The sequence below is a fragment of the Streptomyces sp. NBC_01515 genome (assembly GCF_045040345.1).
In the GTDB taxonomy this organism is placed as follows: Bacteria; Actinomycetota; Actinomycetes; order Streptomycetales; family Streptomycetaceae; genus Streptomyces.
Window position 1 is genome coordinate 9498270 of the sequence record NZ_CP109416.1, and the last position, 24648, is coordinate 9522917.

Below are 24648 nucleotides of genomic sequence, written 5' to 3' on the forward strand. Positions count from 1 at the left end.
GTCAGCGGTGGTCTCGCCGACCGGGCTCGGCCATCCGGTCGGCGATCCGGTCGACCAGCCACGCGGTCGCCGGAACCACCGCCAGCGCGGTGCACCAGCCGCCGAGGACGTCGGTCGCGTAGTGCGCGCCGAGGGCGACCTCGGCCCAGCCCATGGCGGCTCCGGCCGCCAGCCCCGCCGCGAGCACGAGTGACGTACCGGCCGTCCTGCCGAGGCCGAGCCGGTCCGTCGCGAACAGCGCCGCCATGAGGGCGAGCGCGGTGGCGAAGGCGGTGTGCCCACTCGGGTAGGACAGGTTGCCGGGGCCGTGGATGGTACGTCCCACCAGATGCTTGATGAGCGTGGTCGCCCCCACGGTCGTGCCGACGCCGACCACGACCAGCCCCGCCGCGCGGGGACGCCGAAGCAGCAGACAGCCCACCACGCCGGCCACGATCAGCATCGCCGACCCCGCGGGTTCCCCCAGGAAGTCCAGGGCCAGGGCGACATGGCGCCACGGCGGACGCACACTGTCCGCCGTCGGCGGGATGATCCAGCGGTCCACCGCGCCGGGCTCGCTGTGGCCGGAGTACAGGACCCCGAGCGCGCCGACCACCAGCGCGGCGAGGACCGCGATCAGCCCGAGCCACGGGCGCAGCGACGGGGGCAGCACCGATGGCGCCGGCCGGACGGTCACCACGTTCACCGCGTCCGGTCGACCTGGGCTGGTGCCCTTGCTCCGCTGCCGCCCGCCGTGATCCAACCCGAGCCCCCGTCGTGTCGTGAGCCGTCAACCCTAGCCGCAATCCGGGATGGTGTACGGGTTCGACCTGGTCCATGGCGAGATCAGTACGATGACCGCACCTGACGGTATGCACCCTGCGGGTGCGCGCGGAGGACGACCTCGCCGTGGCGAGTCCGGTTGTGCCGCCCGCGATGGTCACGACGTGTGCCGACGCGCTCATGCGCGTTCGGGGGCGTGGTGGTCACGCGTCGGTGCGGGCCGTGGTGAGCTGGGTCCGGTACCGGCGTGGAACAGTGCCGCGTACAGCAGCGCCCCGACGGTGGGGCCGACCAGCGCGGACAGGTCGGCTCCGCCCAGTCCGGTGGCGAGGGGGCTCTGGAAGTCCGTGGAGTTGATGCACAGGAGCGCGGCGGCGGTGCCGAGGACCTGCGCGGTGACGCCGGTGATGTTGACACCCCCGTGGTACCAGTAGGCGCTGGCGGGGGTCTCGTCGTGCAGGCCGGGGCCGCGGTAGCGATTGCGGCGCAGCAACTGCCCGAACTCGCCGATGCCCAGGCCGCCGACATGGTCGTCGACACCTTTCTGCGGGGGCTCGGTGGTCGGTGAAGTCGGCGGTGTGCGCCGACCCGAATCCTTGACCCCCGTTCTGCCCTCCATGATGCTGTGTTGCGACACGCGCGAAGCGTGCCGTAATGAGCAACGTTATGCCCAGGTCCAGTACCAGCGGAGGAGTGGCCATGACGCATCAGGTCCGTGCTGTCGTCGCGCGAGGCAAGGGTGCCCCCGTCAGCCTGGAGACGATCGTCGTCCCCGATCCCGGGCCGGGCGAGGCGCTGGTGAAGGTCGATGCGTGCGGGGTCTGCCACACCGATCTGCACTATCGCGAGGGCGGTATCAACGACGACTTCCCGTTCCTGCTCGGGCACGAGGCCGCGGGCGTCGTGGAGTCGGTGGGGGAGGGCGTCACCGATGTGGCCCCCGGCGACTTCGTGATCCTCAACTGGCGTGCCGTGTGCGGGAATTGCCGGGCCTGTCGGCGCGGACGGCCGCAGTACTGCTTCAACACCCACAACGCCAAGCAGAAGATGACCCTGCTCGACGGCACCGAACTCTCACCCGCCCTCGGCATCGGCGCCTTCGCCGAGAAGACCCTGGTCGCGGCGGGCCAGTGCACCAAGGTAGACCGGGCCGCATCGGCTGCCGCCGCCGGGCTGCTGGGCTGTGGCGTGATGGCCGGCATCGGCGCCGCCATCAACACCGGGAACGTCGGGCGCGGTGACACCGTCGCGGTCATTGGGTGCGGTGGCGTCGGTGACGCGGCGATCGCCGGGTCCCGGCTCGCGGGTGCGGCACGGATCATCGCCGTGGACATCGACGACCGCAAGCTGGAGAAGGCCCGCTCGCTCGGCGCCACGCACACGGTCAACTCCAAGGCCGGAGATCCCGTCGAGGCCATCCGTGAACTGACCGGTGGCTTCGGTGCCGATGTCGTCATCGAGGCGGTCGGCCGCCCGGAGACCTACAAACAGGCCTTCTACGCCCGGGACTTGGCGGGCACGGTCGTCCTCGTCGGCGTGCCGACCCCCGAGATGAAGCTCGAACTCCCGCTGCTGGACGTCTTCGGGCGGGGCGGCTCGCTCAAGTCGTCGTGGTACGGCGACTGCCTGCCCTCCCGCGACTTCCCGATGCTGATCGACCTCTACCTCCAAGGGCGGCTGGATCTCGACGCGTTCGTCACCGAGACCATCGCGCTGGAGGATGTCGAGAAGGCCTTCGAGCGGATGCACGGCGGCGATGTGCTGCGTTCGGTGGTGGTGCTGTGATGGGCGCTCGTATTGAACACCTCGTCACGTCAGGGCAGTTCACGCTCGACGGCGGTACCTGGGACGTCGACAACAATGTCTGGATCATCGGTGACGACACCGAGGCCGTCGTCATCGACGCCGCGCACGATGCCGACGCCATCGCGAAGGCGGTCGGCGACCGCCGGCTCGTCGCCGTCATCTGTACCCACGCCCACAACGACCACATCGACGCGGCGCCCGACCTCGCCGACCGCACCGGCGCTCCGATCCTGCTGCACGCCGACGACCTGCCGCTGTGGAAGCAGACCCACCCGGACCGGGTGCCCGACGGCGAACTGGTCGACGGGCAGGTCGTGGTGGTGGCGGGGGTCGAGGTGACCGTGCTGCACACGCCCGGGCACGCGCCCGGCGCCGTCTGTCTGTACGCGCCCGCGCTGAACGCCCTCTTCAGCGGGGACACGCTCTTCGCGGGCGGGCCGGGGGCCACGGGGCGGTCGTACTCCCACTTCCCGACCATCGTCGACTCCATCCGGGACCGGCTGCTCGGTCTGCCGGGGGACACCGTCGTATACACCGGACACGGGGACACGACGACCGTCGGCGCCGAGGCTCCGCATCTTCAGGAGTGGATCGACCGCGGGTTCTGAGCCCTGTCCGGTGTTGCTGATGGCGCGCTATGTTGCGTGAAAAGCAACACTGGGTAAGGGGTTCGCGTGGCCTCTGAATGCCTTGACAACGGTTTGGGGCCGCCCTCAAACTGACGTTGCGCTTACCGCAATCCGTTTCGCTATACGCACCGAGGTGTCATGATGATTCCCGCGTGCCTTCTCGTGGATCTGCCGCGAGGCGAGGCCTACCGGCTCGACATCGATCCGCCGGTTTCGGTGTTCCACACCGACGACGGCGAGGTCTTCGCCATCGACGACACGTGCACCCACCAGGACGCCTCGCTCGCGGACGGCTGGCTGGAGGGCTGCGAGGTGGAATGCCCGCTGCACGCTTCGAAGTTCGACCTGCGGACGGGTGCCGTGGACGCTCCGCCGGCCAAGCGCCCGGTGCGTACCCACGAGGTTCTGGTGCAGGACGGCATGATCTACGTCGTGCCGTCCACGGACGCCCCGAACCTGCCGCCCTGCGTCGCGGCCCGGCTCGCCGGAGGCCCCGCGTGAGGACCGTGGCCGTGGTGGGCGCCTCGCTGGCCGGGCTGTCGACGGCGCGCTCGCTGCGGAAGCAGGGCTTCGACGGACGGCTCGTCGTCATCGGCGACGAACCCCATCGCCCGTACGACAGACCGCCGTTGTCCAAGGAGTTCCTCGCCGGGACCGTCACCGAGGACGATCTCCTGCTGGAGATGGACGACGAGGACCTGCGGGCCGAGTGGCTGCTCGGTGCCCGTGCCGTCGGGCTCCAGGTCGACGGCACGGAGCGGGTGTTGCTCCTCGACGACGGGCGGGAGGTGCGGGCCGACGGTGTCGTCGTCGCGACCGGCGCGGTGGCGCGGAACCTGCCCGGCACGGACGGACTGACCGGCGTGCACACCCTGCGCACCCTGGACGACGCCCGCGCCCTGCGCGACGAACTCGCCCTGGGCGGACGGCTGGTGGTGATCGGCGGCGGGTTCATCGGCGCCGAGGTCGCCTCCACGGCCTACGCTCTCGGACTCGACGTCACGGTGATCGAGGCGGCGCCGACCCCCCTCGCGGGACCGCTCGGCGAGACCATGGGCGGGATCGTCTCCGCCCTCCACGAGGCCCACGGCGTACGGCTGTTGTGCGGTGTCGGGGTCAAAGGGCTGAGCGGGGAGGCCCGCGTCGACGCCGTGCTGCTGGAGGACGGGCGAACTGTCCCCGCCGACATGGTCGTTGTCGGTGTGGGCGCGCGGCCCTGCGTCGAGTGGCTGGAGGGTTCGGGGGTCGAGCTGGACAACGGCGTCAAGTGCGGTGCCGACGGCCGGACCAGCCTCGCCGGCGTGGTCGCCGTAGGAGACTGTGCCAACTGGTATGACCCGCGGGCGGGTTCGCACCGGCGGGTCGAGCACTGGACCGGGGCGCGGGAGCGGCCCGAAGCCGCTGTGGCCGCGTTGTTGTCGTGGGGTGCGGTGGAGGCGGGGGCGTCGCGGCCTCCGTACTTCTGGTCGGACCAGTACGGCGTGAAGATCCAGTTCGCCGGTCATGCGGCCGGTGCCGACAGCGTGACCGTCGAGGAGGGCGCCACCGGCGACCGCAGTTTCCTCGCCGTCTACCGGTGTGCCGGGCAGCCGGTCGCCGTGCTCGCGATGAACCAGCCGCGGCTGTTCATGCGGTGGCGCAAGCAGCTTGCCGCCACGGTGAGTTGACCGTAACTACGCCGTCCGGAGTCATTCGTCCCGGCGCGTGAATGACCGACCCACGACGTTCTCCGAGGAGTGCTCTGTGACCTCGACCAGCCTGCCGGACAGCCTGATCGCCACCCTGCCCGGCTCCTCCTACACGGACCCGGACATCTTCGCCCAGGAGCAGGAGCGCATCTTCGAGACGATGTGGTTCTGTGCCGTGCGCTCCTCCGAACTCGCCAAGCCCGGCGCCTTCCGGACCGTGGACGTGGGCCGCGAGAGCATCCTCATCACACGCGCCCGCGACAACTCGATCCGCGCCTACTTCAACGTCTGCCGGCACCGCGGCGCCAAGCTCTGCACCGAGGAGACCGGCGAGGTCAAACGCGCCTTCCAATGCCCGTACCACGCCTGGACGTACGACCTGAACGGCAAGCTCGTCGCGGCGCCCAACCTGACCAAGATGCCCGATGTCGGCCGCACCGAGTTCGGCCTGGTGAGCGTCGCCGTCCGCGAATGGCTCGGCTATGTGTGGGTCAACCTGGCGGAGAATCCACCGTCGTTCGACGAGGACGTCATCAGTGAGGTCGTCACCCGCCTCGGCGACGTGGAGTCCCTCGACCACTACGACATCGACCACCTCTCGGTGGGCCGGCGCATCGTCTACGACGTCAAGGCCAACTGGAAGCTCATCATCGAGAACTTCATGGAGTGCTACCACTGCGCCACGATCCACCCCGAACTCACCGAGGTACTACCGGAGTTCGCCGACGGCTACGCCGCGCAGTACTACGTCGGCCACGGCGCCGAGTTCGGCGAGGAGGTCCAGGGATTCACCGTCGACGGCTCGGAGGGCCTCGACCGCATCCCCGGGGTGAGCGACGACCAGGACCGCCGCTACTACGCGATCACGATCAAGCCGCAGGTGTTCATCAACCTCGTCCCCGACCACGTGATCTTCCACCGGATGTACCCGGTGGCCGTCGACCGCACGATCGTCGAGTGCGACTGGCTCTATCTCCCGCACGTCGTCGAGAGCGGCAAGGACGTCAGCCGGTCCGTGGAACTCTTCGACCGGGTCAACCGCCAGGACTTCGAGGCCTGCGAGCGCACGCAGCCCGGGATGAGCTCCCGGATGTACGCCAAGGGCGGGGTACTGGTGCCGAGTGAGCACCACATTGGAGCGTTCCACGACTGGGTCAACGAGCGCCTGGGGATCAACCAGGGCTGAGCCAAGGGTGTTTCAGCCCAGGTAGCCCATGCGGTGGCTGATCTCCTCGGCGCCCTTGACCAGGACCGGGGCGAGTTCGTGCAGGCGCTCCTCGGTGAACCGGTACGCCGGTCCCGAGGCGCTGACCGCCGCGATGACCTCGCCGTCGCGGTTGCGGACCGGGGCGGCCACGGCGTGCAGGCCGAGCTCCAACTCCTCCAGCGTCCAGGCGTATCCGCGCTCCCGGGCCTCGGCGAGGTTCTTCTCCAGCTTTGTCTTCGAGGTGATGGTGCGCGGGGTCACCTTCTTCAGGCCGGCCTCCGCCAACAGCGCCGTGCGCTCCTTGGCGGGCAGGTGGGCCAGCAGGGCCTTGCCGCTGGAGGTGGCGTGCAACGGGGTGAGTTCTCCTACCCAGTTGTGCGCAGTGACGGCGCCGGGGCCGCGGACCTCGTACAGGTTGATCGCGTACTGCTCCTGCATGACGGCGATGTTGACGGTCTCGCCGATCTCCTCGGCGAGGCGCTCGCAGACCGGGCGGCCCTGCTGCGTGATGTCGATGCGCCCGGTGACCGCGCCGGCCAGCCGCACGATCCCGAACCCGAGCCGATACTTGCCGCGTTCGCCCGCCTGCTCCACCAACCCGCGTGCTTCCAGCGCCCCGAGCAGCCGGAACGCGGTCGACTTGTGAACCTCGATCTCGCCGGCCACCTCACTGACACCGGCCTCGCCACGCTGGGCCAGGATCTCCAGCACGCTGATGGCACGGTCCACGGACTGCACCCCGCCGGACTGCGAACCTGTCGTTTCAGTATCTGGACTGTAGTTGCTCACAGCGAAACTATACGCGTAGTGCGGTACAACCTGTTTACGATGCGGACTCTGATCAGGTCTTTTCGCCTGGTAGCTGCCGGTTCACGCGACGGGGGCATACCGCCTCCACCTGCGGGTTCCGGGGAGTTCCGGGGAGTCTGTGCACAGGTTGTGTCCACGTGGCTGCGCCGGCCCGGCCGGTGCTACGGCGAGGTGGGCGGGTGCGGGGAGCGGAGCACGAGCAGGGTGATCTCGCTGGGGGCGAAGACGCGGAACGGCGGGCCCCAGAAGCCGGTGCCGCGGCTGGTGTAGAGGAGCGTGCGGGTGCCGTGGTGACTGAGACCGGCGAGGGCGGGCTGGTCGATGCGGACCAGGTGGTGGAAGGGCCAGATCTGACCGCCGTGGGTGTGGCCGGAGAGCTGGAGGTCGATGCCGGCGGCTGCCGCCCGGTCGACGAACTTGGGCTGGTGGGCCAGGAGCAGGACAGGGAGATCGGGGTCGGCGCCGTTCAGGGCTCCGTCGAGGTGCGCACCGTGGCCCGCCAGGCCGGACGACTCGGCCGTGACGTCGTCCACGCCGGCGACCACGAGGGTGTCGCCACCGCGTTCGAGCAGCAGATGGCGGTTGCGCAGCGGCTCCCAGCCCAGCTCGCCCATCAGATCGACCCAGCCCTGGGCCTCGCTGTAGTACTCGTGGTTGCCGGTGACGTACACCCGGGCCCGGGTGGCGCGCACGGTACCGAGCGGGACGGCCTGGGCACGACGGCGTTCGGCCGTGCCGTCCGCGATGTCGCCGGTGTGGCAGACCAGGTCGGCCTCCAGCGTGTTCACCGTCTCGCACACCCGCTCCGACCAGCGGGCGCGGTCGAGCGGGCCGTAGTGGGTGTCGGTGATGAGGGCGACCCGGGTGCCGTCCAACCCGGCGCCCAGCCGCGGGAGTTGGACGTCGAGGTGGCGCACGCGTGGCACGCGGCGGGCCTCGGCGTATCCCCAGACGAGCAGTACGGCGGCCGTGCCGAGGATCGCCCAGGTGACGATCCGGGCCCAGTCCTGGCCGTCGCCCACACCGGCCAGGGTCAGGGCGAGCCGCAGCAGGATGCCGAGCAGGACGGACCAGGTGAACAGCACCCAGCTGCCGCCCAGCAGGGTGTCACCGACGATCGCCGCCCAGTCCTGCTGACGCCGGCCGTGGCCGCGCCCCATCGCGAGCGGCATGGCGACGAGGCCGAGGACGAACAGGGCGGTGCCGGCCAACGCGACGGGCAGCGGCCAGTGTTGCCCGGTGTACAGGAGCACCCAGCAGGGCACGGCCCACAGCAGGACGGGGGCGATCAGGGGGAGGTAGCGCATCAGGCGTTGCAGTCGGCTCCGCCGTGGAGCCCGCACTTCGCCTTCGGCGGGGCGGGTGTTGTCGGTGTCGGTCACGCTTCCCCTATCTGGCCGGGCTGCCGTCTCGCGCACTGTATCCGGTCGCCCTCGGGCCGACCGGGCGGGCGGTCAGGGGTACGACTCGGTGGGGCGAAGGGTTCTCCGCGGGACGGCGGGGCTTCGCCGTGGACACCTTTGCGGCACAGAGCCCCCGGGAGGAGGGGGGCCGTGTGGCGACGCTCGTCCCGGGGGCGCTTGGCTTCAAGGGTGTCGGCTTGACCGGGTGGCGGCAGGTGCGGTCAGGCCTCGGTGGTGTCGGTCGGTGTTGCGTCGCCGCCGAGCATGGCGAGGGTCAGCACGTTGCCGGAGATGCCCCAGCCGCCGTCGGGAACCTCTTCGATCAGGACCATGGTGGTGGCGCGGGCGCGCTCGCCGTAGAGCTCGACGTACAGCTCGGTGGTGCGGGTGACGATCTCCTCCTTCTGCTTCGGGGTGAGGGTCTTTTCGAGGACCTTGAAGTTCGCGAAAGGCATGGCTGGTTGTTCCTTTTCTCGGTGGGGTTCTCAGCGGAGTTCTCAGTGGGGTGTTACAGGGAGCTGCCTGCGGTGAGCAGGTTGTCCAGCCCGATGCGGTGGAAGAAGTCGGCGCGGATGCGGTCGGCGACCGCGGAGACGACTTCGCTGCCGTCCCGGCTGGGGTCTATGTGGGTGCGCAGCGGCCGGGTGCTGTGCCGCATCGCGACCAGCCGCGTGACGGCTTCGGCGACCTCGGTCACATCGGCGTCCGGAGGGGTGAGCGCGGCCAGACGTTTGCCCAGATCGCTCATCAGGGGTTGGTGGCGCCGGTCGTAGGCTTCCGCGCGGTCGGTGTCGGCGGGGGTGCCCGCGTGGGCGAAGTGGTTGGTGCCGCTGGTGAACGCACCGGGCACCACGATCGCGGTGTCGATGCCGAACGGGAGCACCTCGGCGGCGTAGCTGACGGCCAGGGCGTCCATCGCGGCCTTGGCCGCGAAGTACGGGGCCAGGAACGGCGGGCAGCCGCCGCGGGTGCTGGAGCTGCCGATCCATACCAGCAGCCCCGAACCCTGCTCGCGCAAGGTCGGCAGGGCGGCGCGGTTGACGCGCTGGGTGCCCAGGACGTTCACGTCGTACAGGTCCGCGAACTGCTCGGGGGTGAACGCCTCGGCGGCGCCCAGGACCATGTGCCCGGCGTTGTGCACGACCACGTCCAGCCGACCGCGTTCGGCGAGGATCCGGTCGATCGCCGCGTCGGCGGAGTCCTGGGAGGTGACGTCCAGTTCGACGGCGTGCACATCGACCTGGTGGTCGGTGCCGTAGCGCGTCAGGTCGGCCGCCGCGGGCGCGTTACGGGTCGCGGTCTGGCGGATGCCCGCGTACACGGTGTGACCGGCGAGGGCCAGCGCACGCACGGACAGTGCGCCGATGCCGCTGGAGGCCCCGGTGACGAGGACGACCTTTCCGGGTCCGTCCCCTCTTGCGTTCCCTGCGTTCCCTTCCTTTCCTGCGTTCCCTGATTCGTTGTTCGTCATGACAGGGCCTTTCGTTGATCGAATCGATGGGGTGACTGCTGGTTGTTCTGTGCGAGTTTCAGATGATTCCACCGTTGGCGCGGATGACCTGTCCGTTGATCCAGTGGCCGGCCGGGGAAGCCAGGAACGCGACGACCTCGGCGATGTCGGCCGGGGTGCCGAGGCGTTCCAGCGGGGACTGGGCGGACAGGCGGGCGATGGTCTCCTCGTCCTTGCCGTCCAGGAACAGGTCGGTGGCCGTGGGGCCGGGCGCGACGGTGTTGGCGGTGACGTCCCGGCCCCGCAGCTCCCGGGCCAGGATCAGCGTCAGCGCCTCGACCGCGCCCTTGCTCGCGGCGTAAGCGCCGTAGCCCGGGAACGCCAGCCCCACCACGGAGGTGGAGAACGTCACGATCGCGCCGCCGGGGCGCACCCGGCGGGCGGCCTGCTGGAGGACGACGAACGTGCCGCGGATGTTGGTGCGGTGCAGGTCGTCCAGGACGGCCAGGTCCAGCTCGGCGATCGGAGCGAGTTGCATCCGTCCGGCCGCGTGCACGACTACGTCGACGCCGCCGAACTCCCCTTCCGCCGCGTCGAACAAGGCCGCGACCGCGTGCTCGTCGGCGACGTCCGCGCGCACCGCGATCGCCCGGCCGCCGGCGGTGACGGCCTCCTTCGCGGCGGCTTCGGCCTCGTCCTGGTTGCCGGCGTAGCCGACCACGACGGCGTACCCGTCGGCGGCCAGCCGGCCGACCGTCCGGCGGCCGATGCCACGCGAGCCGCCGGTGACGACCGCGACCCGGGGTGAGACGGCGGGGGGCCGGGCCGAGGCAGCGGTCCCGTCGGGGGAAGTGGGGACAGGCATGACTGACTCCTGTGGTGGTGGAGGAAGGGGGCGGGCCGCGGTCCTGCCGTTGCCCTGCTGCGTCCTCCACGATCGGCCGGTCGCCCATCGCTAGCCAGGGCTGTGTCTACCCAGGGGTTGCCACCCCCTGGCTGCGTTCTGCCGTACGAGCGACCATGGAGGGGTGAACCTTCCCGAACTCGGCGCCTTCCTCAGGACCCGCCGCGACCGCATCCGACCCGGCGAGGTCGGTCTCCCGCAGGGCCCGCGCCGGCGCGTCCCCGGGCTGCGCCGCGAGGAGGTCGCGCAGCTGGCGGGGCTGTCGGCCGACTACTACACCGAGCTGGAACGCGGCAGCGCGAAGAACGCCGTGCAGCCCTCGGCCCAGACCCTGGCCGCCCTCGCCCGGGCCCTGCGCCTGAACGGCGACGAGCGCGACCACCTGTTCCACCTGGCCGAACGGCCGGTCCCGCCGTCGGCACACGGCCCCTCGGCACATGTGCAACCCGCGCTCCTCGGACTCCTGGACCGGCTCTCCAACACCCCCGCGCGCGTCATCACCGACCTGCACGAAACCCTGGTCGAGAACGACCTCGCCCTGTCCCTGCTCGGCAGCTCCCCGGCCCGCCGCGGTCCGGCGGCGAGCCTCGTGTACCGCTGGTTCACCGACCCGCGGACGCGCGGGATCTATCCGACCGAGGACCACCCGCACCACTCCCGGGTGTTCGTGGCCGACCTCCAGGCGGCGGCCGCCCGGCGCGGCCGGGACGCGGAGGTCACGAAGATGGTCGCCGTACTGCGCCGCCACAGCCAGGAGTTCGCGGACCTCTGGGACACCCACGACGTCGCGGTGCGCCGCATGGACCACAAGAGGATCGTCCACCCCCTGCTCGGCGTCATCGAACTCGACTGCCACAACCTCCTCAGCGAGGACGGCCGGCAACGCCTCCTGTGGTTCACCGCCCCGCCCGGAAGCGCGGGCGCCGAGCAGCTGGAACTGTTGTCCGTCGTAGGGACCCAGGAGCTGAGCGTCACGGAGGGCACGGCACCGGAGAGGTGGTCCGCGGCGGAACCCGGACCGCAGCGCTGAGCTGCGCCGCAGCGGGATACCCGGATCCGCGACGCACGCGGGCGCGGTGCGATCAACACGCCCGCACAGAGCCTCCTGCCGGGGCGGCACGGCCTCAACACCCGTTGTTCCTGGCTGTGTTCACGGGCAGGGGCAGCGGATGTTCACCGGTCCGGACAGTGGTCATCGGCCGTCACTGTGCGACCGATTCGGCGGATGGCTACGGCCCCTCGCGGGAGGCCCCGTCGAGTTGTGCGGGTACACGTGTCGGCCGTTGCGCGTGCTCGTTACGATCATGGCCCTCGCTTCGCTGACCAGGGGGTCCTGTGACGACGAAAGGCCCCACGCGCCACCATGGTTCACCGTTTGTACGACCATGCTCCGTCCCGGTTCGGTGAGTTCGGCCCGTCCCCGGAGCCGCCCGCGGTTCACGCGAAGGTGCTGCGGGACGAACTCGTGGCGGCGGCCGAGTGGGCCGCCCGGTACCTGAGCGAACTGCCCGAGGGCAGGGTGAGCCGTCCGCTGCCTCCGCAGGTGCGGGCCCGGCTGCGGGCGGGGCAACTGCGGGAGCGGGGAGGGGAGTTGGGCGGGGTGCTGGACTTCGTGCGCGAGGAGATCGCGCCGTACCCGACCGGGAACGGGCACCCCGCGTTCTTCGCCTGGGTCAACTCACCGCCCGCACCGGCCGGGATCGTCGCCGACCTGCTGGCCTGTGCCGTCAACGCGACCTGCGGCATGGGCGAGAACGCCCTGATGGACCTGGAACGCGGCACCGTGCGGATGCTGGCCGACCTGGCGGGCCTGCCCGACGGCGCGGGCGGGGTGCTGACCAGCGGCGGCTCCATGGCCAACCTGCTCGCCCTGGCCACGGCCCGCACCTGGTTCCTCACCCGGCGCGGCTCCGGCGACGGCCCCGCCTACGACCGCGACCACGCCCGCCTCACCCTCTACTACAGCGCCCAGGCGCACATGTCCGTCGCCAAGGCGGCCGCCTGCATCGGCCTGCCCGCCCACCGGCTGCGCCCCGTCGCCACCGACCCGCACGACCGGCTGGACCCTGACGCGCTGCGCGCCGCGGTCACCGCCGACCTGGACGCGGGCCTGCTGCCCTTCTGCACCGTCACCACGCTGGGCACCACCGCCACGGGGGCCGTAGACCCGCTCGAACCAGTCACGGAACTGTGCCGGAGCGTGGGGATGTGGCACCACGCGGACGGAGCCTGGGGAGGACTCGGCGCCGCCGTCCCCGCCCTGGCACCCCACTACGCGGGCATCGGCGGTATCGATTCCCTGACCGTTGACCCGCACAAGACCCTCAGCGTGCCGGTGGGCTGCGGGGCGTTGCTCGTCCCGGACCCCGAGCACCTGCACACGGCCTTCGCCCACCAGGCGTCCTACCTCACCGCCGGTGAACCGGACGCCCTGCCCTGGCTGTCCCACGCGACGATCGAGCTGACCCGCCCCGGCACCCGGGCCCTCGCCCTGTGGGCCACGCTGCACCACCTGGGCCGCGACGGGGTCACCGGCCTGATCGAGCAATACCTGGCCCTCGCCGACCAGTTGCGCGAGCGGATCACCGCCGAACCCAGGCTCCATCTGCTGGCCGGCGGCCCGTGGCCGGTCGCCTGCTTCCGGCTCACCGACCCGGACGACGCCGACGCTCTCCACACCCGCATCGCCCGCCGCGTCCAGGACAACGGACGCGCCTACCTCGCCACCGTCGCCGTCCACGGCCGTACGGTCCTGCGCGCCGCCCTGTGCAACTACCGCACCACCACGGACGACCTCGACCTCCTGATCCGCGAGGTCCTCGACGCCGCCGACGCCGAGCACTCCGCCCCCGGAACCGATCAGTCACCGCGGCATAGGTGACCACGGGTCGACGGCCGTCCTCGACCTCGCTGGACCGGATCGATCCGCCTGGCTCGGCGATGGATCGGTCAGGCGGCCGGCGGGGCCAGTCGGGGGAGCTGCCCGAACGTCAACTGGCCGAGGTCAAGGTGCCCGTGTCCTTCTACCTGGCCGACGGGATGCTCCACGGACATCTGAACCTCACCAAGTCCCTTCCGCGGATCGGGAGTTCACTCGACTTCCTCGCCGGGGCGCCGGGGCGGGACGACCACCCGCGACGCACTGTGACCTGACCCGTCCGTCTCACACCTGGGGGTTCGGTGCCGTGCGGGAGGACGGCAGTTGACCGACCGCCTGCTGCCAGGCGGCTTCAACTGCCCTACGGGCGTGTGCGGTTGCCTCGTCGATGCCGCCGGTGAGGTGGACGGGTTCGCCGAGGTGGACGTGGAGGTCCGGGCGGCGCAGCGGCGCGGTGATGACACCGGCGATCTGCTTGACCCGCCCGCCGGAGACGATCCGGCGGGCTCCCGCGTGTCCGAGCGGGACGACGGGCGCGCCGGTGGTGAGCGCGAGGCGGGCCAGTCCGGTACGGAAGGTGCCGGGTCCGCGGTCGGCGGAGTCCCGGCGGCGGGGGAGTCCGCCCTCGGGGTAGATCACCACGACCCGGCCGGCGGCGAGGGCCTCGGCCGCCAGGTCCAGGGCAGCCGCCGCGCTACGACTGCCCCGGTGGACCGGTATGTGGCCCTCGCGGGTGAGACGGCGGCCGAGTACGGGGACCTTCCACAGTCCCGCGGTGGCGAGGACGACCGGCTCGACGCCCAGCCGGTGCAGCGCGGCCAGGACGAGTCCGGGATCGGCGAGAGCGGTGTGGTTGGGCGCGACGATGCTGCCGGGCGCGATGGTGCGGGCCGTCCCGGTGGTGGTCACCGTCAGGCGGCCGAGGAGGGGGACGACGGTACGGGCGAAGGTGCTGAGCACGTGCTGCTGACTCTCTGATCTGCCGGTGATGCCCGGTGTGCGGACGATCTGTATCGTCACGCGACGGGGTGGCCGGGGGCATGAGTACGCGTACTCACCACACCGGCGGTCCGCCGCCCCTGGCCTTGACGACGGTGCGTCAGCCCATGCTGCGGCTGGGGGAGCAGGCTGCCGAACTGCTCGTACAGCGACTCAGCGGAGCGCCGGACAAGGAGCCGGTGTCGTTGATGCTTCCGGTCGCCGTCGTACGCCGCGGCAGCTGTGGGTGTGGCGAGGTCGAGGGGAGCGGACCTCAACTGGGTTAAATCCTGGACGAGTTGGCGACGCAGGCACGGCCGGCCGGCCGGCGGGTCGGTACGGGGTCGGTTCACTGCCTCGTGAGGGGGACTCCGATAACTCCGTGGTCGTGTCCGACGAGCAGGTCGGAACCCGCGGCGGTCAGGCAGGTGATGGTCACATCCAGGGATATCTGCCGCACCGCGCCGGTCGCCGGTTCCCACACCCGCAGGTCGTGCCCGCGCCGGGTGCCCGTGACCAGGACGGTGCGCCCGTCGTGTGGTGTGGTGGCAGCCATGACCGGTAGGCCTGCGGTGCCTGTCGCGGGAGGCAGCCCCTCGCCGACCGGCGTTCCGGTGGCCGGGTCCCAGAGCATGACTACGCCGCGATCGTCGGCGGTCGCCAGGAGGGTTCCGCCGGGCGTGGGTACCGCCGCGACGGCTGCCACCCGGTGTCCGCCATCGCTGAGCGCGCGGTCCTTCAATTGCACGGCCGTGCCCGGGTCCCAGGGGTCGTCGACGGCCGGGTCCCACATGTGAACGCCGCCCTGGGTGTCCGCGGCCGCGATCATCGTCCGTCCGTCGGCGACCGGGACGGCGGCGAGCGACCGGATCGGACGACCGGAGGGGTTGAGCCGCCCGACAGGTTCACCCGTGGCCGGGTCCCGCAACCGGACCGCGCCTCGGGAGGTGGCGGTGACGAGCAGGGTCCGACCGTCGGTGAGGGGCGCGGTGCACATCCCGGTCACCTCGCCGAGCCAGTTGGCGATGGGCTCTCGAACCGGCCGCCCGGTAACGGCATCCCACAGGCCGATCGCCCCGCTGTCGCCCCCACTCGCCAGAAGGACGCGGCCCTCGGCAAGGGGCAGCGCCGTCAACGCGCGGACACGGTCGGGATGTCCGGCCAGCGGCCCATGGACGAGCCGGCCGTCGGCCACGTCCCACAGACACACCAGGCCCTTGTCTCCGGCGCCAACACAGGCTCCGGCCACGAGCGTTGGCCCATCGGGGAGGGCCACCACCGTCAGCGAGTCGACGCCGCTGGGTGAACCCGGTGCGGAATCGGAGAACAGTGTTATACGGCCCCAGGGCGTGCCGTCGGCTGTGAGAAGAGCGTTTCCGTCCTGCCGGAGACGGGGGGTTGCGTCGTCTGTGGGTTCACCTGTTGCTGGCTGCACCGCAGTAGCCGAGCTGTCGGCGGCGTCCGTCGATGCCTGCGCGGCGACGCTCTGGGGGCGGGCGCCGTGCGGGTTCTCCACCAGGCCGTCGGCGATCGTCCAGGTCTGTTCGCAGTTCCAGCAGCGGAAGTGGCCGGTGAGCAGGGCCAGTTGGCGGGCCCATTCGCTTCCGGCCCACTGCGGGGTGCCCTTGGCCGCGACCATCCCGGCGACCAGGCACAGGACGGCAGGCCCCGGTGTTCCGACGGGGACCCCTGCCGCCGCGACCGCACGTGCCACCCGCAGGAAGGGCTCCCACTCCTGCCCCAGGGTTTCCGCCCGCAATGCGTCGGCGACTTCACCCCAGGGATGCTGCCCCTGACGGGCACGGTGGTCCGGATCGGGCAACTCGGGGGCCTCGAAAGACGGATGCACCGGGTCCACGAAGAACGTGAGCATCTCGGTGTCGTACTCGCACCCGGGACACACCAACTGAAGGTAACTTTCCCCGGGTTCAAGGCGCCGCAGCGCCGCGCCGATGTGGTGACCGGCGAAGGCGACGCAGCTCAGGGCGAGTTGGCCGCAGACCTTCGCGGGAGCACCGGCGTCAAGGAGGCTCCGTGTGGCCGCCCGCTCGGCCAGCCGGAGCGCGGCACTGAACCCCGCCTCCAGATCGGCCGGGACGGGGGGCCTGTCCTCCGCGGTCACGATGAAGCCCATGTCCACCCAGAAGTCCACCGACTGATCCGGGGGCAACTCCGCTGCCGCCTCGACGAGATGGGGCAGGACCGCGTAGGCGCTGTCGTACACGGTGCCGTCGGCCATCAGGTCGTCGGTCATGTACGTCCAGGTCTGCCGCCATTCATCGTCGGCGCCGGTGACGGCAGTTGAGGCCATCTGTTCCAGGAGCGCTTGCACCTCCTCGGCTGTCACACCGGCGAGGTCACGCCAACGAGGGCTCTGCAGAGGCAGTTTCGGAATCATGGAGTGAGTCTCGCAATCAGCACTGACAAGAAGCAGAAGAAGCAGAAGAAGCAGAAGAAGCAGAAGAAGCAGAAGAAGCAGAAGAAGCAGAAGATGGAGAGGCGGGAGACGCGGGAGAGGTAGGGCGGCCCGTCACGCGCTGTCGGGCAGCAACTCCTCGGCATGGTCGGCGACGGTTGCCAGCGCACGTGGCGCGAGCCGCTCCAGCAAGGGCAGGGCAGGGACCCAGCCGTCGAGGACCATGACCTGCGCGGCCAGCCTGCGGGCGCGGGGCGGATCGGACAGCTCCGCGAGTGCGACCAGCGCACGGTCTCGGGTCGCGCGGTAGACGATCGAGCGGGCGAGGACCTCCGCGCGGTCCGGATCGCCGCGCCGCCCGACTTCCCGGACGACCGCGATCAGCGCCTCGCCTTCCGCCCAGCGGTCCGTGATCGAGTGGGCCACGGCCTCGGCTTGGTCCGGATCACCGCGCCGGGCCAACTCGCGGACCACGTCGATCAGCGCCCTGGCCTGCGCCCGGCGGTCGGTGATCCCGCGTGCGAGAGTCTCGGCTCGTTCCGTGTCGCCGTAGCGGGCCAACTGCCCGACGATCTCCGCCTGTTGCCCCGCACGCGCCACGGGGGAGTCGATCCGGTCGGCGAGCGCCATGGCCCGTTCGACCTCCCCGTGCCGGGCCAGCAGAAGCACCAAGGAGCGCAGCAGATCATGCCGATCAAGGCCTACGACGGTGTCGAGCAACGCCTCCGCCCGGTCCGCCAGACCGAGGGCCACGTCCTGGGCGGCGGTTCCGGCGACCGCGTCCAGCACACGGGCCGTGTCCAAGGCACCGAGAGGGGAACGGGGCACCGGCAGGTACGTGATGAACGTGTCCGGCTCCGTTTGCGGGGCCACGCCCTGGCCGCCGGAGTGGTCGCCGCCCAACCCGCCCCCGCCCCCACCCCCCGCACCGACCGTCCCCCGCAGCAAAGCATCGACCCGATCCAAGTCCCCTCTCAGCGCCTCCCGAGCCAACACCACGGCCAGCGGCCCGGGTTGACCCCACGGGCCCGGCGAGCTCGACCTGTGCGACCGCGCGAAGTCCTCGACGCGATCGGCGAGCAGGGCCGCCCGCACCTGGTCGCCGACGGCGTCCGCCACCTCCACGAGAAGGGCAAGCACCTCTCCCGTCCCGTCAAAGCCGGCAGAACTCGCCTCGGCGTCGGCGCGCCCAGCGAACCCGAGGGCGTCGAGAACGTCACCCCTGTCGGCCGAGGCTTTCGCCAACAGGGCCCACGCCACACCCCAGTTGTGCGGATAACGCACGCTCCCCGCCACGGCGACAGCCCGGTCGCGCTCGCCCGCGAGGGCCCACGCCGGCACCAGGGCGACCAGCGCCCGGTCTCGCACTTGGCGCACGGGGATAGCCTCGGCCAACTCCTGTGCCGCGCACAGGTCTTCGGCGCCGGCGGCGGCCTTCACCAGGGCCAGGAGTTCCTCACTCCGCTCGGCCTCGTCATCGATGGCGTACGCCGACTCGGCCGCCCGGGCGAGGTGGCCCGTGCGGGCGAGTGCCTGCCGGAACCACCCGTCGGAGACGCGGGTGTCCGGGGCAGTCCCCAGAGACAGCCGGAGCACAGCCAGCAGACAGGGCTCGAACCCCCTTCGCACGAGGGCGAGTTCCGCGTGGTTCTCCGGCGCCAGGCCACCACGTCGCTCCTCCTCCCTGCTCCAGAAAAGCTCTTCACCCCACAGGGCCAACCTCTTCGACGACATGCCGGCATCCCCCTCGGTGTGCGAAGTCCCGGAGCCCAGTACGTCGAAGAAGGCCCAGTACGACACATCATCGTCGCGGATCACCGACCGCACGGGCATCGGGTAAACCACTGAACTTCCCCCGTTCCACAGCGGCCAGGACGGGACCGCCCGTGCCGCCCACCACGACACCCGACCCCACCCAAAGCTCCCTGAATCACCAAATCTTCCGACTCCGAGTTCACGTCATCACCGGATGTCCCAGTCGTTGCGGTGGAGCGCCCTCGACAACTACGAATGGGGCTCCTACCGGCCGACGTTCGGCCTGATCGCCGCGGACCCGGTCACCTTCGCCCGCACCGCCAAGCCGTCCGCCGCCTGGCTCGGCGCCCTGGGCCGCACCCGCGAACTGCCGCGCACGGCAGGCGGGAACGCGTAGCCCCGCCCCAAGTCCCGCGAGCCGACGGGCCCCTGACAACACGTCGGCTCCCGCCCCACCGCTGTCCCACGCCGGGACACGACGACGCGCACACCCCTTCCCTTGCCCGTCCCGCCCGCATTCCCCTGGGAGTTGGACCCACATGAACCGTCGTACGTTCCTCACCACCGCCACGGCCGGAGCCGCCGCCCTCACCGCCGCGCTGCCCCTCGCCTCCGCGTCGGCGCCGGCCTGTGGCCGCCTCGCCCCCGACAGCGCGCCGCTGCGGACCTGGTTCGAGGCGACCTACCGCTCGATGACCGGGATGACCACCGAACTCGGCCTGACCGCCGACACGATGGACGTCTCCGGCACCGGCACCCCCGTGCCCTCGACCCAGACCTCGCCGACCAACATCGGCTGCGTCCTGTGGTCGACCGTCGCCGCGGCCGGCCTCGGCGTGATCTCCGGGTCCGTCATGCACCAGCGCCTGTCCCGCACGCTCACTGCCGTCGAGAAACTGGAACGCGCGCACGGCTTCTGGTTCAACTGGTACGACGCGCACGGCGGTTCGGCGGTTCGGTCCTCACCAGCTGGCCCGGGACGGGCGACCCGGTGCGCCCCTTCCTCTCCACCGTCGACAACGCCTGGCTGGTCACCGGCCTGAAGATCGCCGCCGACGCCGATCCCGAACTGCGACCGCGCGTCGCCCGGTTCCTCGCCGACGCCGACTGGTCGTACTACTACACCCCCTACGACCCGGTCGCCGGACCCGGCCACCATCCCCGAGGGCGGCTACCGCGAGTACGGCGTGGACGCGATCGGCATGCAGGAGGACGGCTACGACTCCCTCGGCGTCGTTACCCCGCACGCCTCCTTCCTCGCCCTGCCGTACGCCGCGCCCGAGGCCCTCGTGCGTCCACTCCTCGGCAAGGAGCGCTTCAGCACCTGAGAGGCGCGGGGAGCCGATCGGGACTCGGCTCGGGCCGCGGGGTGGGAAATCGGGACCCGGGCCTGGAAACAGGGCGGAAACCTGGGCCGTCAGGTTGCGTGGCGCGCAACCTAGTGCGTATAGCGGTACTCGTATTAGCATGCCTCGCGTATCTACGGCGCGAGCGAGACGAGAGATCATGGCTCCCCTGCAATACGACTTCGTCATCGTCGGCGGTGGATCCGCCGGCAGCGCACTGGCGAACCGGCTCTCCGCGGACCCGGCCCACCAGGTGCTGGTCCTGGAGGCCGGCCGGCCCGACTATCCGTGGGACGTCTTCATCCACATGCCGGCCGCGCTGACCTATCCGATCGGCAGCCGGTTCTACGACTGGAAGTACGAGTCTGAACCCGAGCCGCACATGGGTGACCGGCGCGTCTACCACGCCCGCGGCAAGGTGCTCGGCGGTTCCAGCAGCATCAACGGCATGATCTTCCAGCGCGGCAACCCCATGGACTACGAGCGCTGGGCCGCCGACGCCGGCATGGCGAGCTGGGACTACGCGCACTGTCTGCCGTACTTCCGGCGGATGGAGAACTGCCTCGCGGCCGATCCCGACGACGAGTTCCGCGGCCACGACGGCCCGCTCGTCCTGGAACGCGGCCCCGCCTCCAACCCGTTGTTCGGCGCGTTCCTCAACGCCGTGCAGGAAGCGGGGTATCCGCGCACCGAGGACGTCAACGGCTACCAGCAGGAGGGCTTCGCGCCCTTCGACCGCAACGTCAGCCGGGGCCGACGGCTGTCGGCTTCGAAGGCGTATCTGAAGCCGGTGCGCAAGCGGCCCAACCTCACCGTCACCACCCGCGCGATGGTCACCCGCGTCCTCTTCGAGGGCAAGAAGGCCGTCGGCGTCGAGTACCGGCACCGCGGCAAGGTCCGGCAGGTGCGCGCCCGCGAGATCATCCTGTGCGGCGGCGCGATCAACTCCCCCCAGTTGCTTCAGCTTTCGGGTGTCGGCAACGCGGAGGAACTGACCGCGCTCGGCATCGACGTCGTCCACGACCTGCCGGGCGTCGGCGAGAACATGCAGGACCACCTGGAGGTGTACATCCAGTACGCCTGCAAGCAACCCGTCTCCATGCAGCCGTACATGGCGAAGTGGCGCGCCCCCTTCATCGGCCTGCAATGGCTCTTCCGCAAGGGCCCCGCCGCCACCAACCACTTCGAGGCCGGCGGCTTCGCCCGCAGCAACGAGGACGTCGACTATCCCAACCTGATGTTCCACTTCCTGCCCATCGCGGTCCGCTACGACGGCTCGTCGCCGGCCGGTGGTCACGGGTACCAGGTGCACGTCGGGCCCATGTACTCCGACGCGATCGGCTCGGTGAAGATCAAGAGCAAGGATCCGCTGGAGCACCCCGCGCTGCGCTTCAACTACCTGTCCACGGAACAGGATCGGCGTGAGTGGGTCGAGTCGGTCCGGGTCGCCCGCAAGCTCCTCAACCAGCCCGCGCTCGCCCCCTACAACGACGGGGAGATCTCGCCCGGGCCGTCCGTGGAGAGCGACGAGGAGATCCTGGCGTGGGTGGCCAAGGAGGGCGAGACCGCTCTGCATCCGTCCTGCACCTGCAAGATGGGCACGGACGAGATGGCTGTCGTCGACCCTGACAGCATGCGGGTGCACGGGGTGGAGGGGCTGCGGGTCGTGGACGCGTCGGTGATGCCGTACGTCACCAACGGCAACATCTACGCGCCGGTGATGATGATCGCGGAGAAGGCGGCGGACCTGATCCTGGGCAAGGAGCCGCTGGCTCCTTCCTCGGCGGTGTACTACCGGCACCGAGGTGCGCAGCAGAAGCAGGCGGGGTAAGCGCGCCGGGCGTCGAGAGGCTGAGGGTGCCGGGGGTTCTGGGGGCGGTCGCCCCCCGGCCCCCGCTTCGGCCTGAACGGCCTCGTCCTCAAACGCCGGACGGGCTGATGGTGCGGGCCCGTGCCTCCAAGTCCCGCTACCGGAAGCCGTATACAGCGTGCCCGGCACCCACCCCCACTCCCACCCCCACCCCCACCGAAACACCACCGTCCGATTCCCGTACACCATCACCCTGCTCTCGCTGTGCCACTTCACCGCGTGCGCCAGCACCTGCGCCTCCACGTCCCGCCCCACCGTCACCAGCTCGTCCGGGTCGAGCGAGTGGTCGACGCGGACCACGTCCTGGTCGATGATCTGGCCCTCGTCCAGTTCCGGTGTCACGTAGTGCGCCGTGGCGCCCACGAGCTTGACCCCGCGGTCGTAGGCCTGCTGGTAGGGGCGGGCGCCCTTGAAGCTGGGGAGGAAGGAGTGGTGGATGTTGATGGCGTGGCCCTCAAGCTGCTTGCAGAGGTCGTCGGAGAGGATCTGCATGTAGCGGGCCAGTACCACCAGGTCGATGTCCAACTCCCTTACCAGCTCCAGGAGTCGAGCCTCCGCGTCCGCCTTCGTGTCCCTCGTGACGGGGATGTGGTGGAAGGGGATGTCATATGTCTCCGCCAGGCCCTCGAAGTCTCGGTGGTTGGAGACGATCGCCGGGATCTCGATGTTGAGGGCGCCGGTGCGCTTGCGGAACAGCAGGTCGTTCAGGCAGTGGCCGAACTTGGACACCATGATCAGGGTCCGGGTGGGGGTGGCGGCGTCCCGGAGGGTCCAGGAGATGCGGTACGCCTCGGCGACCGGGCCGAATCGGTAACGCAGTGTTTCCAGGTCGGCGTTTGGATCGGAAACGTCGAAGTGGACCCTCATGAAGAAGCGGCCCTTGAGTCGATCATCGAACTGCTGGCTCTCCAGGATGTTGCCGGAGTTCCGGACGAGAAAGCCGCTCACGGCATGGACCAGCCCGGCGCTGTCCGGACACGAGAGGGTGAGGACGAATTCGCGGCCAGGGTGCGGACGAGGGGACACGGGCAGCCTCCGTCGGTGCGTCACATCGATGCGTATTGCACAACATGGTGAGCGATACGCAACAAGATGAGGCCGGGTGCCGCTCGCGGTCAAGAGGCGGCCGGGCAATGGGGGGCATGGCGAAATCGTCATCTGCCAACCCCTTGACGTATGTCTGCACATTCGCCAGGGTGTTCCACCACAAGCAATACGGTGCACGATGCGCAACGGAATTCGCTCGAAGGGCTCCACACGTGGCAGACCTGTATGTGGACGGAGAATGGCGCGACGCGGTGGCCGGCGGTCACCGTGACATCCGCTGTCCCGCCGACGGCACGCTCACCGCGACCGTGTCCGAGGGAACGCGTCCCGACACCGAGGCCGCGATCGCCGCCGCCCGCCGCGCCTTCGACGAAGGGCCCTGGCCGCGTACCCCGGAGCGGGAGCGCGGCGCGCTGCTGCTGCGCACCGCCGACATCCTTGAGCGCGACGCCAAGGAGTTCGCCCGCGCCGAGTCGCTGGACACCGGCAAGCGGCTGGTGGAGAGCGAGTACGACATCGCCGATGTCGTCTCCTGTTTCCGTTACTACGGCGGGATCGGTGGCACCGATGCCGGACGGGTCATCGACACCGGGCGCGACGACGCCGTAAGTCGGGTCGTCTACGAGCCCGTTGGCGTGTGCGGGCTCATCACGCCCTGGAACTACCCGCTGCTGCAGGCCAGTTGGAAGGTCGCTCCGGCGCTCCTCGCGGGGAACACGGTCGTCCTCAAGCCGAGTGAGCTGACTCCCTCCACCTCCATCCTGCTGATGCGCGCGCTGGAGGAGGCCGGGCTTCCCGCCGGCGCCGCCAACCTCGTGCTCGGTGCCGGGCCCGAGGCGGGCGCACCGCTCTCCGAGGACCCCGCCGTCGACATGGTCTCCTTCACCGGCGGCCTTGAGACCGGCAAACGCATCATGGCCACCGCCGCCGCGACCGTGAAAAAGGTCGCGCTGGAGCTGGGCGGCAAGAACCCCAACGTCGTCTTCGCCGACGCCGACTTCGAGACGGCCGTGGACTTCGCGCTCACGGCCGTCTTCCTGCACTCGGGCCAAGTGTGCTCCGCCGGCGCCCGGTTGATCGTCGAGGACTCGCTGCACGACCGGTTCGTCGACGAAGTAGTGCGTCGCGCGCGGCAGATCCGGCTCGGCGGGCCCTTCGATCCCGAGGCCGAGACCGGGGCGTTGATCTCCGCGCGGCACCTGGAGAAGGTCGAGGCGTACGTCGCGGCGGGCATCGCCGAGGGGGCCGTGCTGAGGTGCGGTGGTGAGCGGCCGGACGAACTCGCCCTCGCCGACGGGCACTTCTACCCGCCGACCGTGCTCGACGGCTGCACGCAGGACATGCGGGTGGTGCACGAGGAGTCCTTTGGACCGGTCCTGACCGTCGAGCGGTTCACCGACGAGGACGACGCCGTACGCATCGCCAACGACACCGAGTACGGACTCGCCGGCGCCGTCTGGACCCAGGACGCGGGGAAGGCCCAGCGGGTCGCCCGGCGGCTGCGGCACGGCACGGTGTGGATCAACGACTACCACCCCTACGTGCCGCAAGCGGAATGGGGTGGCTTCGGACACTCGGGCGTGGGCCGGGAGCTGGGACCGACCGGCCTGGACGAGTACCGAGAGCCCAAGCACATCTGGCAGAACATCCAACCCCGGCCGCAGCACTGGTTCCGCGGCTGAACGCCGAAAAGAGGTCG

21 protein-coding genes and 4 pseudogenes are annotated in these 24648 nt (G+C 70.6%); 14 read left to right on the top strand and 11 right to left on the bottom strand.

Annotated elements, in window-relative coordinates:
* Position 1: 1 nt before the first annotated feature.
* Positions 2–676: a phosphatase PAP2 family protein gene (locus OG407_RS42380; protein WP_405865721.1), complete on the bottom strand. Its 675-nt coding sequence runs from the start codon at positions 674–676 to the stop codon at positions 2–4.
* 264 nt (positions 677–940) lie between these two features.
* Positions 941–1399, bottom strand: coding sequence for a hypothetical protein (locus OG407_RS42385; protein WP_405865723.1), 459 nt, complete (start codon positions 1397–1399; stop codon positions 941–943).
* A gap of 62 nt (positions 1400–1461) precedes the next feature.
* On the opposite strand from OG407_RS42385, the gene OG407_RS42390 reads away from it, so the two are divergent.
* From OG407_RS42390 to OG407_RS42410, 5 genes are all read left to right on the top strand, one after another.
* Positions 1462–2547, top strand: coding sequence for an S-(hydroxymethyl)mycothiol dehydrogenase (locus OG407_RS42390; RefSeq protein ID WP_405865725.1), 1086 nt, complete (start codon positions 1462–1464; stop codon positions 2545–2547).
* Positions 2547–3176, top strand: coding sequence for an MBL fold metallo-hydrolase (locus tag OG407_RS42395; protein WP_405865727.1), 630 nt, complete (start codon positions 2547–2549; stop codon positions 3174–3176). The genes OG407_RS42390 and OG407_RS42395 overlap by 1 nt, the downstream gene beginning before the upstream one ends.
* 159 nt (positions 3177–3335) lie before the next feature.
* Positions 3336–3698, top strand: a complete 363-nt coding sequence (locus OG407_RS42400) for a bifunctional 3-phenylpropionate/cinnamic acid dioxygenase ferredoxin subunit (protein WP_266766476.1) — start codon at positions 3336–3338, stop codon at positions 3696–3698.
* A complete protein-coding gene (locus OG407_RS42405) occupies positions 3695–4864 on the top strand; it encodes an NAD(P)/FAD-dependent oxidoreductase (RefSeq protein WP_405865729.1) in 1170 nt (389 codons plus the stop codon). Before OG407_RS42400 ends, OG407_RS42405 begins: the two co-directional genes overlap by 4 nt.
* Before the next feature lie 76 nt (positions 4865–4940).
* A complete protein-coding gene (locus OG407_RS42410; protein ID WP_405865731.1) occupies positions 4941–6071 on the top strand; it encodes an aromatic ring-hydroxylating dioxygenase subunit alpha in 1131 nt (376 codons plus the stop codon).
* A gap of 12 nt (positions 6072–6083) precedes the next feature.
* Here the strand turns inward: OG407_RS42410 and OG407_RS42415 are convergent, their stop codons facing one another.
* From OG407_RS42415 to OG407_RS42435, 5 genes are all read right to left on the bottom strand, one after another.
* On the bottom strand, positions 6084–6830 hold the full coding sequence (locus OG407_RS42415) for an IclR family transcriptional regulator (RefSeq protein ID WP_405868890.1): 747 nt from the start codon (positions 6828–6830) through the stop codon (positions 6084–6086).
* Between the two features lie 233 nt (positions 6831–7063).
* Entirely contained in the window at positions 7064–8284 is a 1221-nt protein-coding gene (locus OG407_RS42420) for a metallophosphoesterase (RefSeq protein ID WP_405865733.1), read from the bottom strand.
* A 242-nt stretch (positions 8285–8526) separates the two neighbouring features.
* Positions 8527–8760 carry a tautomerase family protein gene (locus OG407_RS42425; RefSeq protein WP_405865735.1) on the bottom strand — a complete coding sequence of 78 codons (234 nt, stop codon included), beginning with the start codon at positions 8758–8760 and terminating at the stop codon, positions 8527–8529.
* A 53-nt stretch (positions 8761–8813) separates the two neighbouring features.
* A complete protein-coding gene (locus OG407_RS42430) occupies positions 8814–9776 on the bottom strand; it encodes an SDR family oxidoreductase (RefSeq protein WP_405865737.1) in 963 nt (320 codons plus the stop codon).
* A 58-nt stretch (positions 9777–9834) separates the two neighbouring features.
* Positions 9835–10620 (bottom strand): SDR family oxidoreductase, encoded by a 786-nt coding sequence (locus tag OG407_RS42435; RefSeq protein WP_405865739.1) that lies wholly within the window; start codon positions 10618–10620, stop codon positions 9835–9837.
* 163 nt (positions 10621–10783) lie between these two features.
* Between OG407_RS42435 and OG407_RS42440 the strand changes: the two genes are divergently transcribed.
* From OG407_RS42440 to OG407_RS42450, 3 genes are all read left to right on the top strand, one after another.
* Complete coding sequence (locus OG407_RS42440; protein ID WP_405865741.1) at positions 10784–11689, top strand: helix-turn-helix domain-containing protein; 906 nt, start codon at positions 10784–10786, stop codon at positions 11687–11689.
* A 345-nt stretch (positions 11690–12034) separates the two neighbouring features.
* Positions 12035–13540, top strand: a complete 1506-nt coding sequence (locus tag OG407_RS42445) for a pyridoxal phosphate-dependent decarboxylase family protein (protein ID WP_405865743.1) — start codon at positions 12035–12037, stop codon at positions 13538–13540.
* Positions 13537–13812, top strand: coding sequence for a hypothetical protein (locus OG407_RS42450; protein ID WP_405865745.1), 276 nt, complete (start codon positions 13537–13539; stop codon positions 13810–13812). The genes OG407_RS42445 and OG407_RS42450 overlap by 4 nt, the downstream gene beginning before the upstream one ends.
* Positions 13813–13822: 10 nt before the next feature.
* On the opposite strand, the gene OG407_RS42455 is transcribed toward OG407_RS42450, so the two are convergent.
* Entirely contained in the window at positions 13823–14497 is a 675-nt protein-coding gene (locus OG407_RS42455) for a lysophospholipid acyltransferase family protein (protein ID WP_405868892.1), read from the bottom strand.
* Between the two features lie 125 nt (positions 14498–14622).
* On the opposite strand from OG407_RS42455, the pseudogene OG407_RS42460 reads away from it, so the two are divergent.
* Positions 14623–14802 (top strand): annotated as a pseudogene (locus tag OG407_RS42460) (substrate-binding domain-containing protein); the annotation flags it as partial.
* 62 nt (positions 14803–14864) lie between these two features.
* On the opposite strand, the gene OG407_RS42465 reads toward OG407_RS42460, so the two are convergent.
* On the bottom strand, positions 14865–16913 hold the full coding sequence (locus OG407_RS42465) for a WD40 repeat domain-containing protein (protein WP_405865747.1): 2049 nt from the start codon (positions 16911–16913) through the stop codon (positions 14865–14867).
* A 132-nt stretch (positions 16914–17045) separates the two neighbouring features.
* Complete coding sequence (locus OG407_RS42470) at positions 17046–18764, bottom strand: hypothetical protein (protein ID WP_405865749.1); 1719 nt, start codon at positions 18762–18764, stop codon at positions 17046–17048.
* A 148-nt stretch (positions 18765–18912) separates the two neighbouring features.
* Here OG407_RS42470 and OG407_RS42475 point away from each other — a divergent pair.
* The 4 genes and pseudogenes from OG407_RS42475 to betA form a co-directional block, all read left to right on the top strand.
* A pseudogene (locus OG407_RS42475) lies at positions 18913–19083 on the top strand (glycoside hydrolase family 1 protein); the annotation flags it as partial.
* Positions 19084–19225: 142 nt separating this feature from the next.
* Positions 19226–19839 (top strand): annotated as a pseudogene (locus OG407_RS42480) (twin-arginine translocation signal domain-containing protein); the annotation flags it as partial.
* A gap of 34 nt (positions 19840–19873) precedes the next feature.
* On the top strand, positions 19874–20014 hold the full coding sequence (locus tag OG407_RS42485; protein WP_405869006.1) for a hypothetical protein: 141 nt from the start codon (positions 19874–19876) through the stop codon (positions 20012–20014).
* A 178-nt stretch (positions 20015–20192) separates the two neighbouring features.
* Positions 20193–21863 (top strand): choline dehydrogenase, encoded by a 1671-nt coding sequence (betA, locus tag OG407_RS42490; RefSeq protein WP_405865751.1) that lies wholly within the window; start codon positions 20193–20195, stop codon positions 21861–21863.
* A 195-nt stretch (positions 21864–22058) separates the two neighbouring features.
* On the opposite strand, the pseudogene purU reads toward betA, so the two are convergent.
* Positions 22059–22928, bottom strand: a pseudogene (gene purU / locus OG407_RS42495) (formyltetrahydrofolate deformylase); the annotation flags it as partial.
* Positions 22929–23161: 233 nt separating this feature from the next.
* Between purU and OG407_RS42500 the strand changes: the two are divergent.
* Positions 23162–24631 carry an aldehyde dehydrogenase family protein gene (locus OG407_RS42500; RefSeq protein WP_405865753.1) on the top strand — a complete coding sequence of 490 codons (1470 nt, stop codon included), beginning with the start codon at positions 23162–23164 and terminating at the stop codon, positions 24629–24631.
* The last annotated feature ends 17 nt before the right edge of the window (positions 24632–24648 follow it).

Bases quoted from the DNA above. Each gene is read 5' to 3' on its own strand.
- OG407_RS42390 (WP_405865725.1), top strand. From the start codon at position 1,462: ATGACGCATCAGGTCCGTGCTGTCGTCGCGCGAGGCAAGGGTGCCCCC.
- OG407_RS42395 (WP_405865727.1), top strand. From the start codon at position 2,547: ATGGGCGCTCGTATTGAACACCTCGTCACGTCAGGGCAGTTCACGCTC.
- OG407_RS42400 (WP_266766476.1), top strand. From the start codon at position 3,336: ATGATGATTCCCGCGTGCCTTCTCGTGGATCTGCCGCGAGGCGAGGCC.
- OG407_RS42425 (WP_405865735.1), bottom strand. From the start codon at position 8,760: ATGCCTTTCGCGAACTTCAAGGTCCTCGAAAAGACCCTCACCCCGAAG.
- OG407_RS42430 (WP_405865737.1), bottom strand. From the start codon at position 9,776: ATGACGAACAACGAATCAGGGAACGCAGGAAAGGAAGGGAACGCAGGG.
- OG407_RS42435 (WP_405865739.1), bottom strand. From the start codon at position 10,620: ATGCCTGTCCCCACTTCCCCCGACGGGACCGCTGCCTCGGCCCGGCCC.
- OG407_RS42465 (WP_405865747.1), bottom strand. From the start codon at position 16,913: ATGATTCCGAAACTGCCTCTGCAGAGCCCTCGTTGGCGTGACCTCGCC.
- OG407_RS42470 (WP_405865749.1), bottom strand. From the start codon at position 18,764: ATGCCCGTGCGGTCGGTGATCCGCGACGATGATGTGTCGTACTGGGCC.
- betA (WP_405865751.1), top strand. From the start codon at position 20,193: ATGGCTCCCCTGCAATACGACTTCGTCATCGTCGGCGGTGGATCCGCC.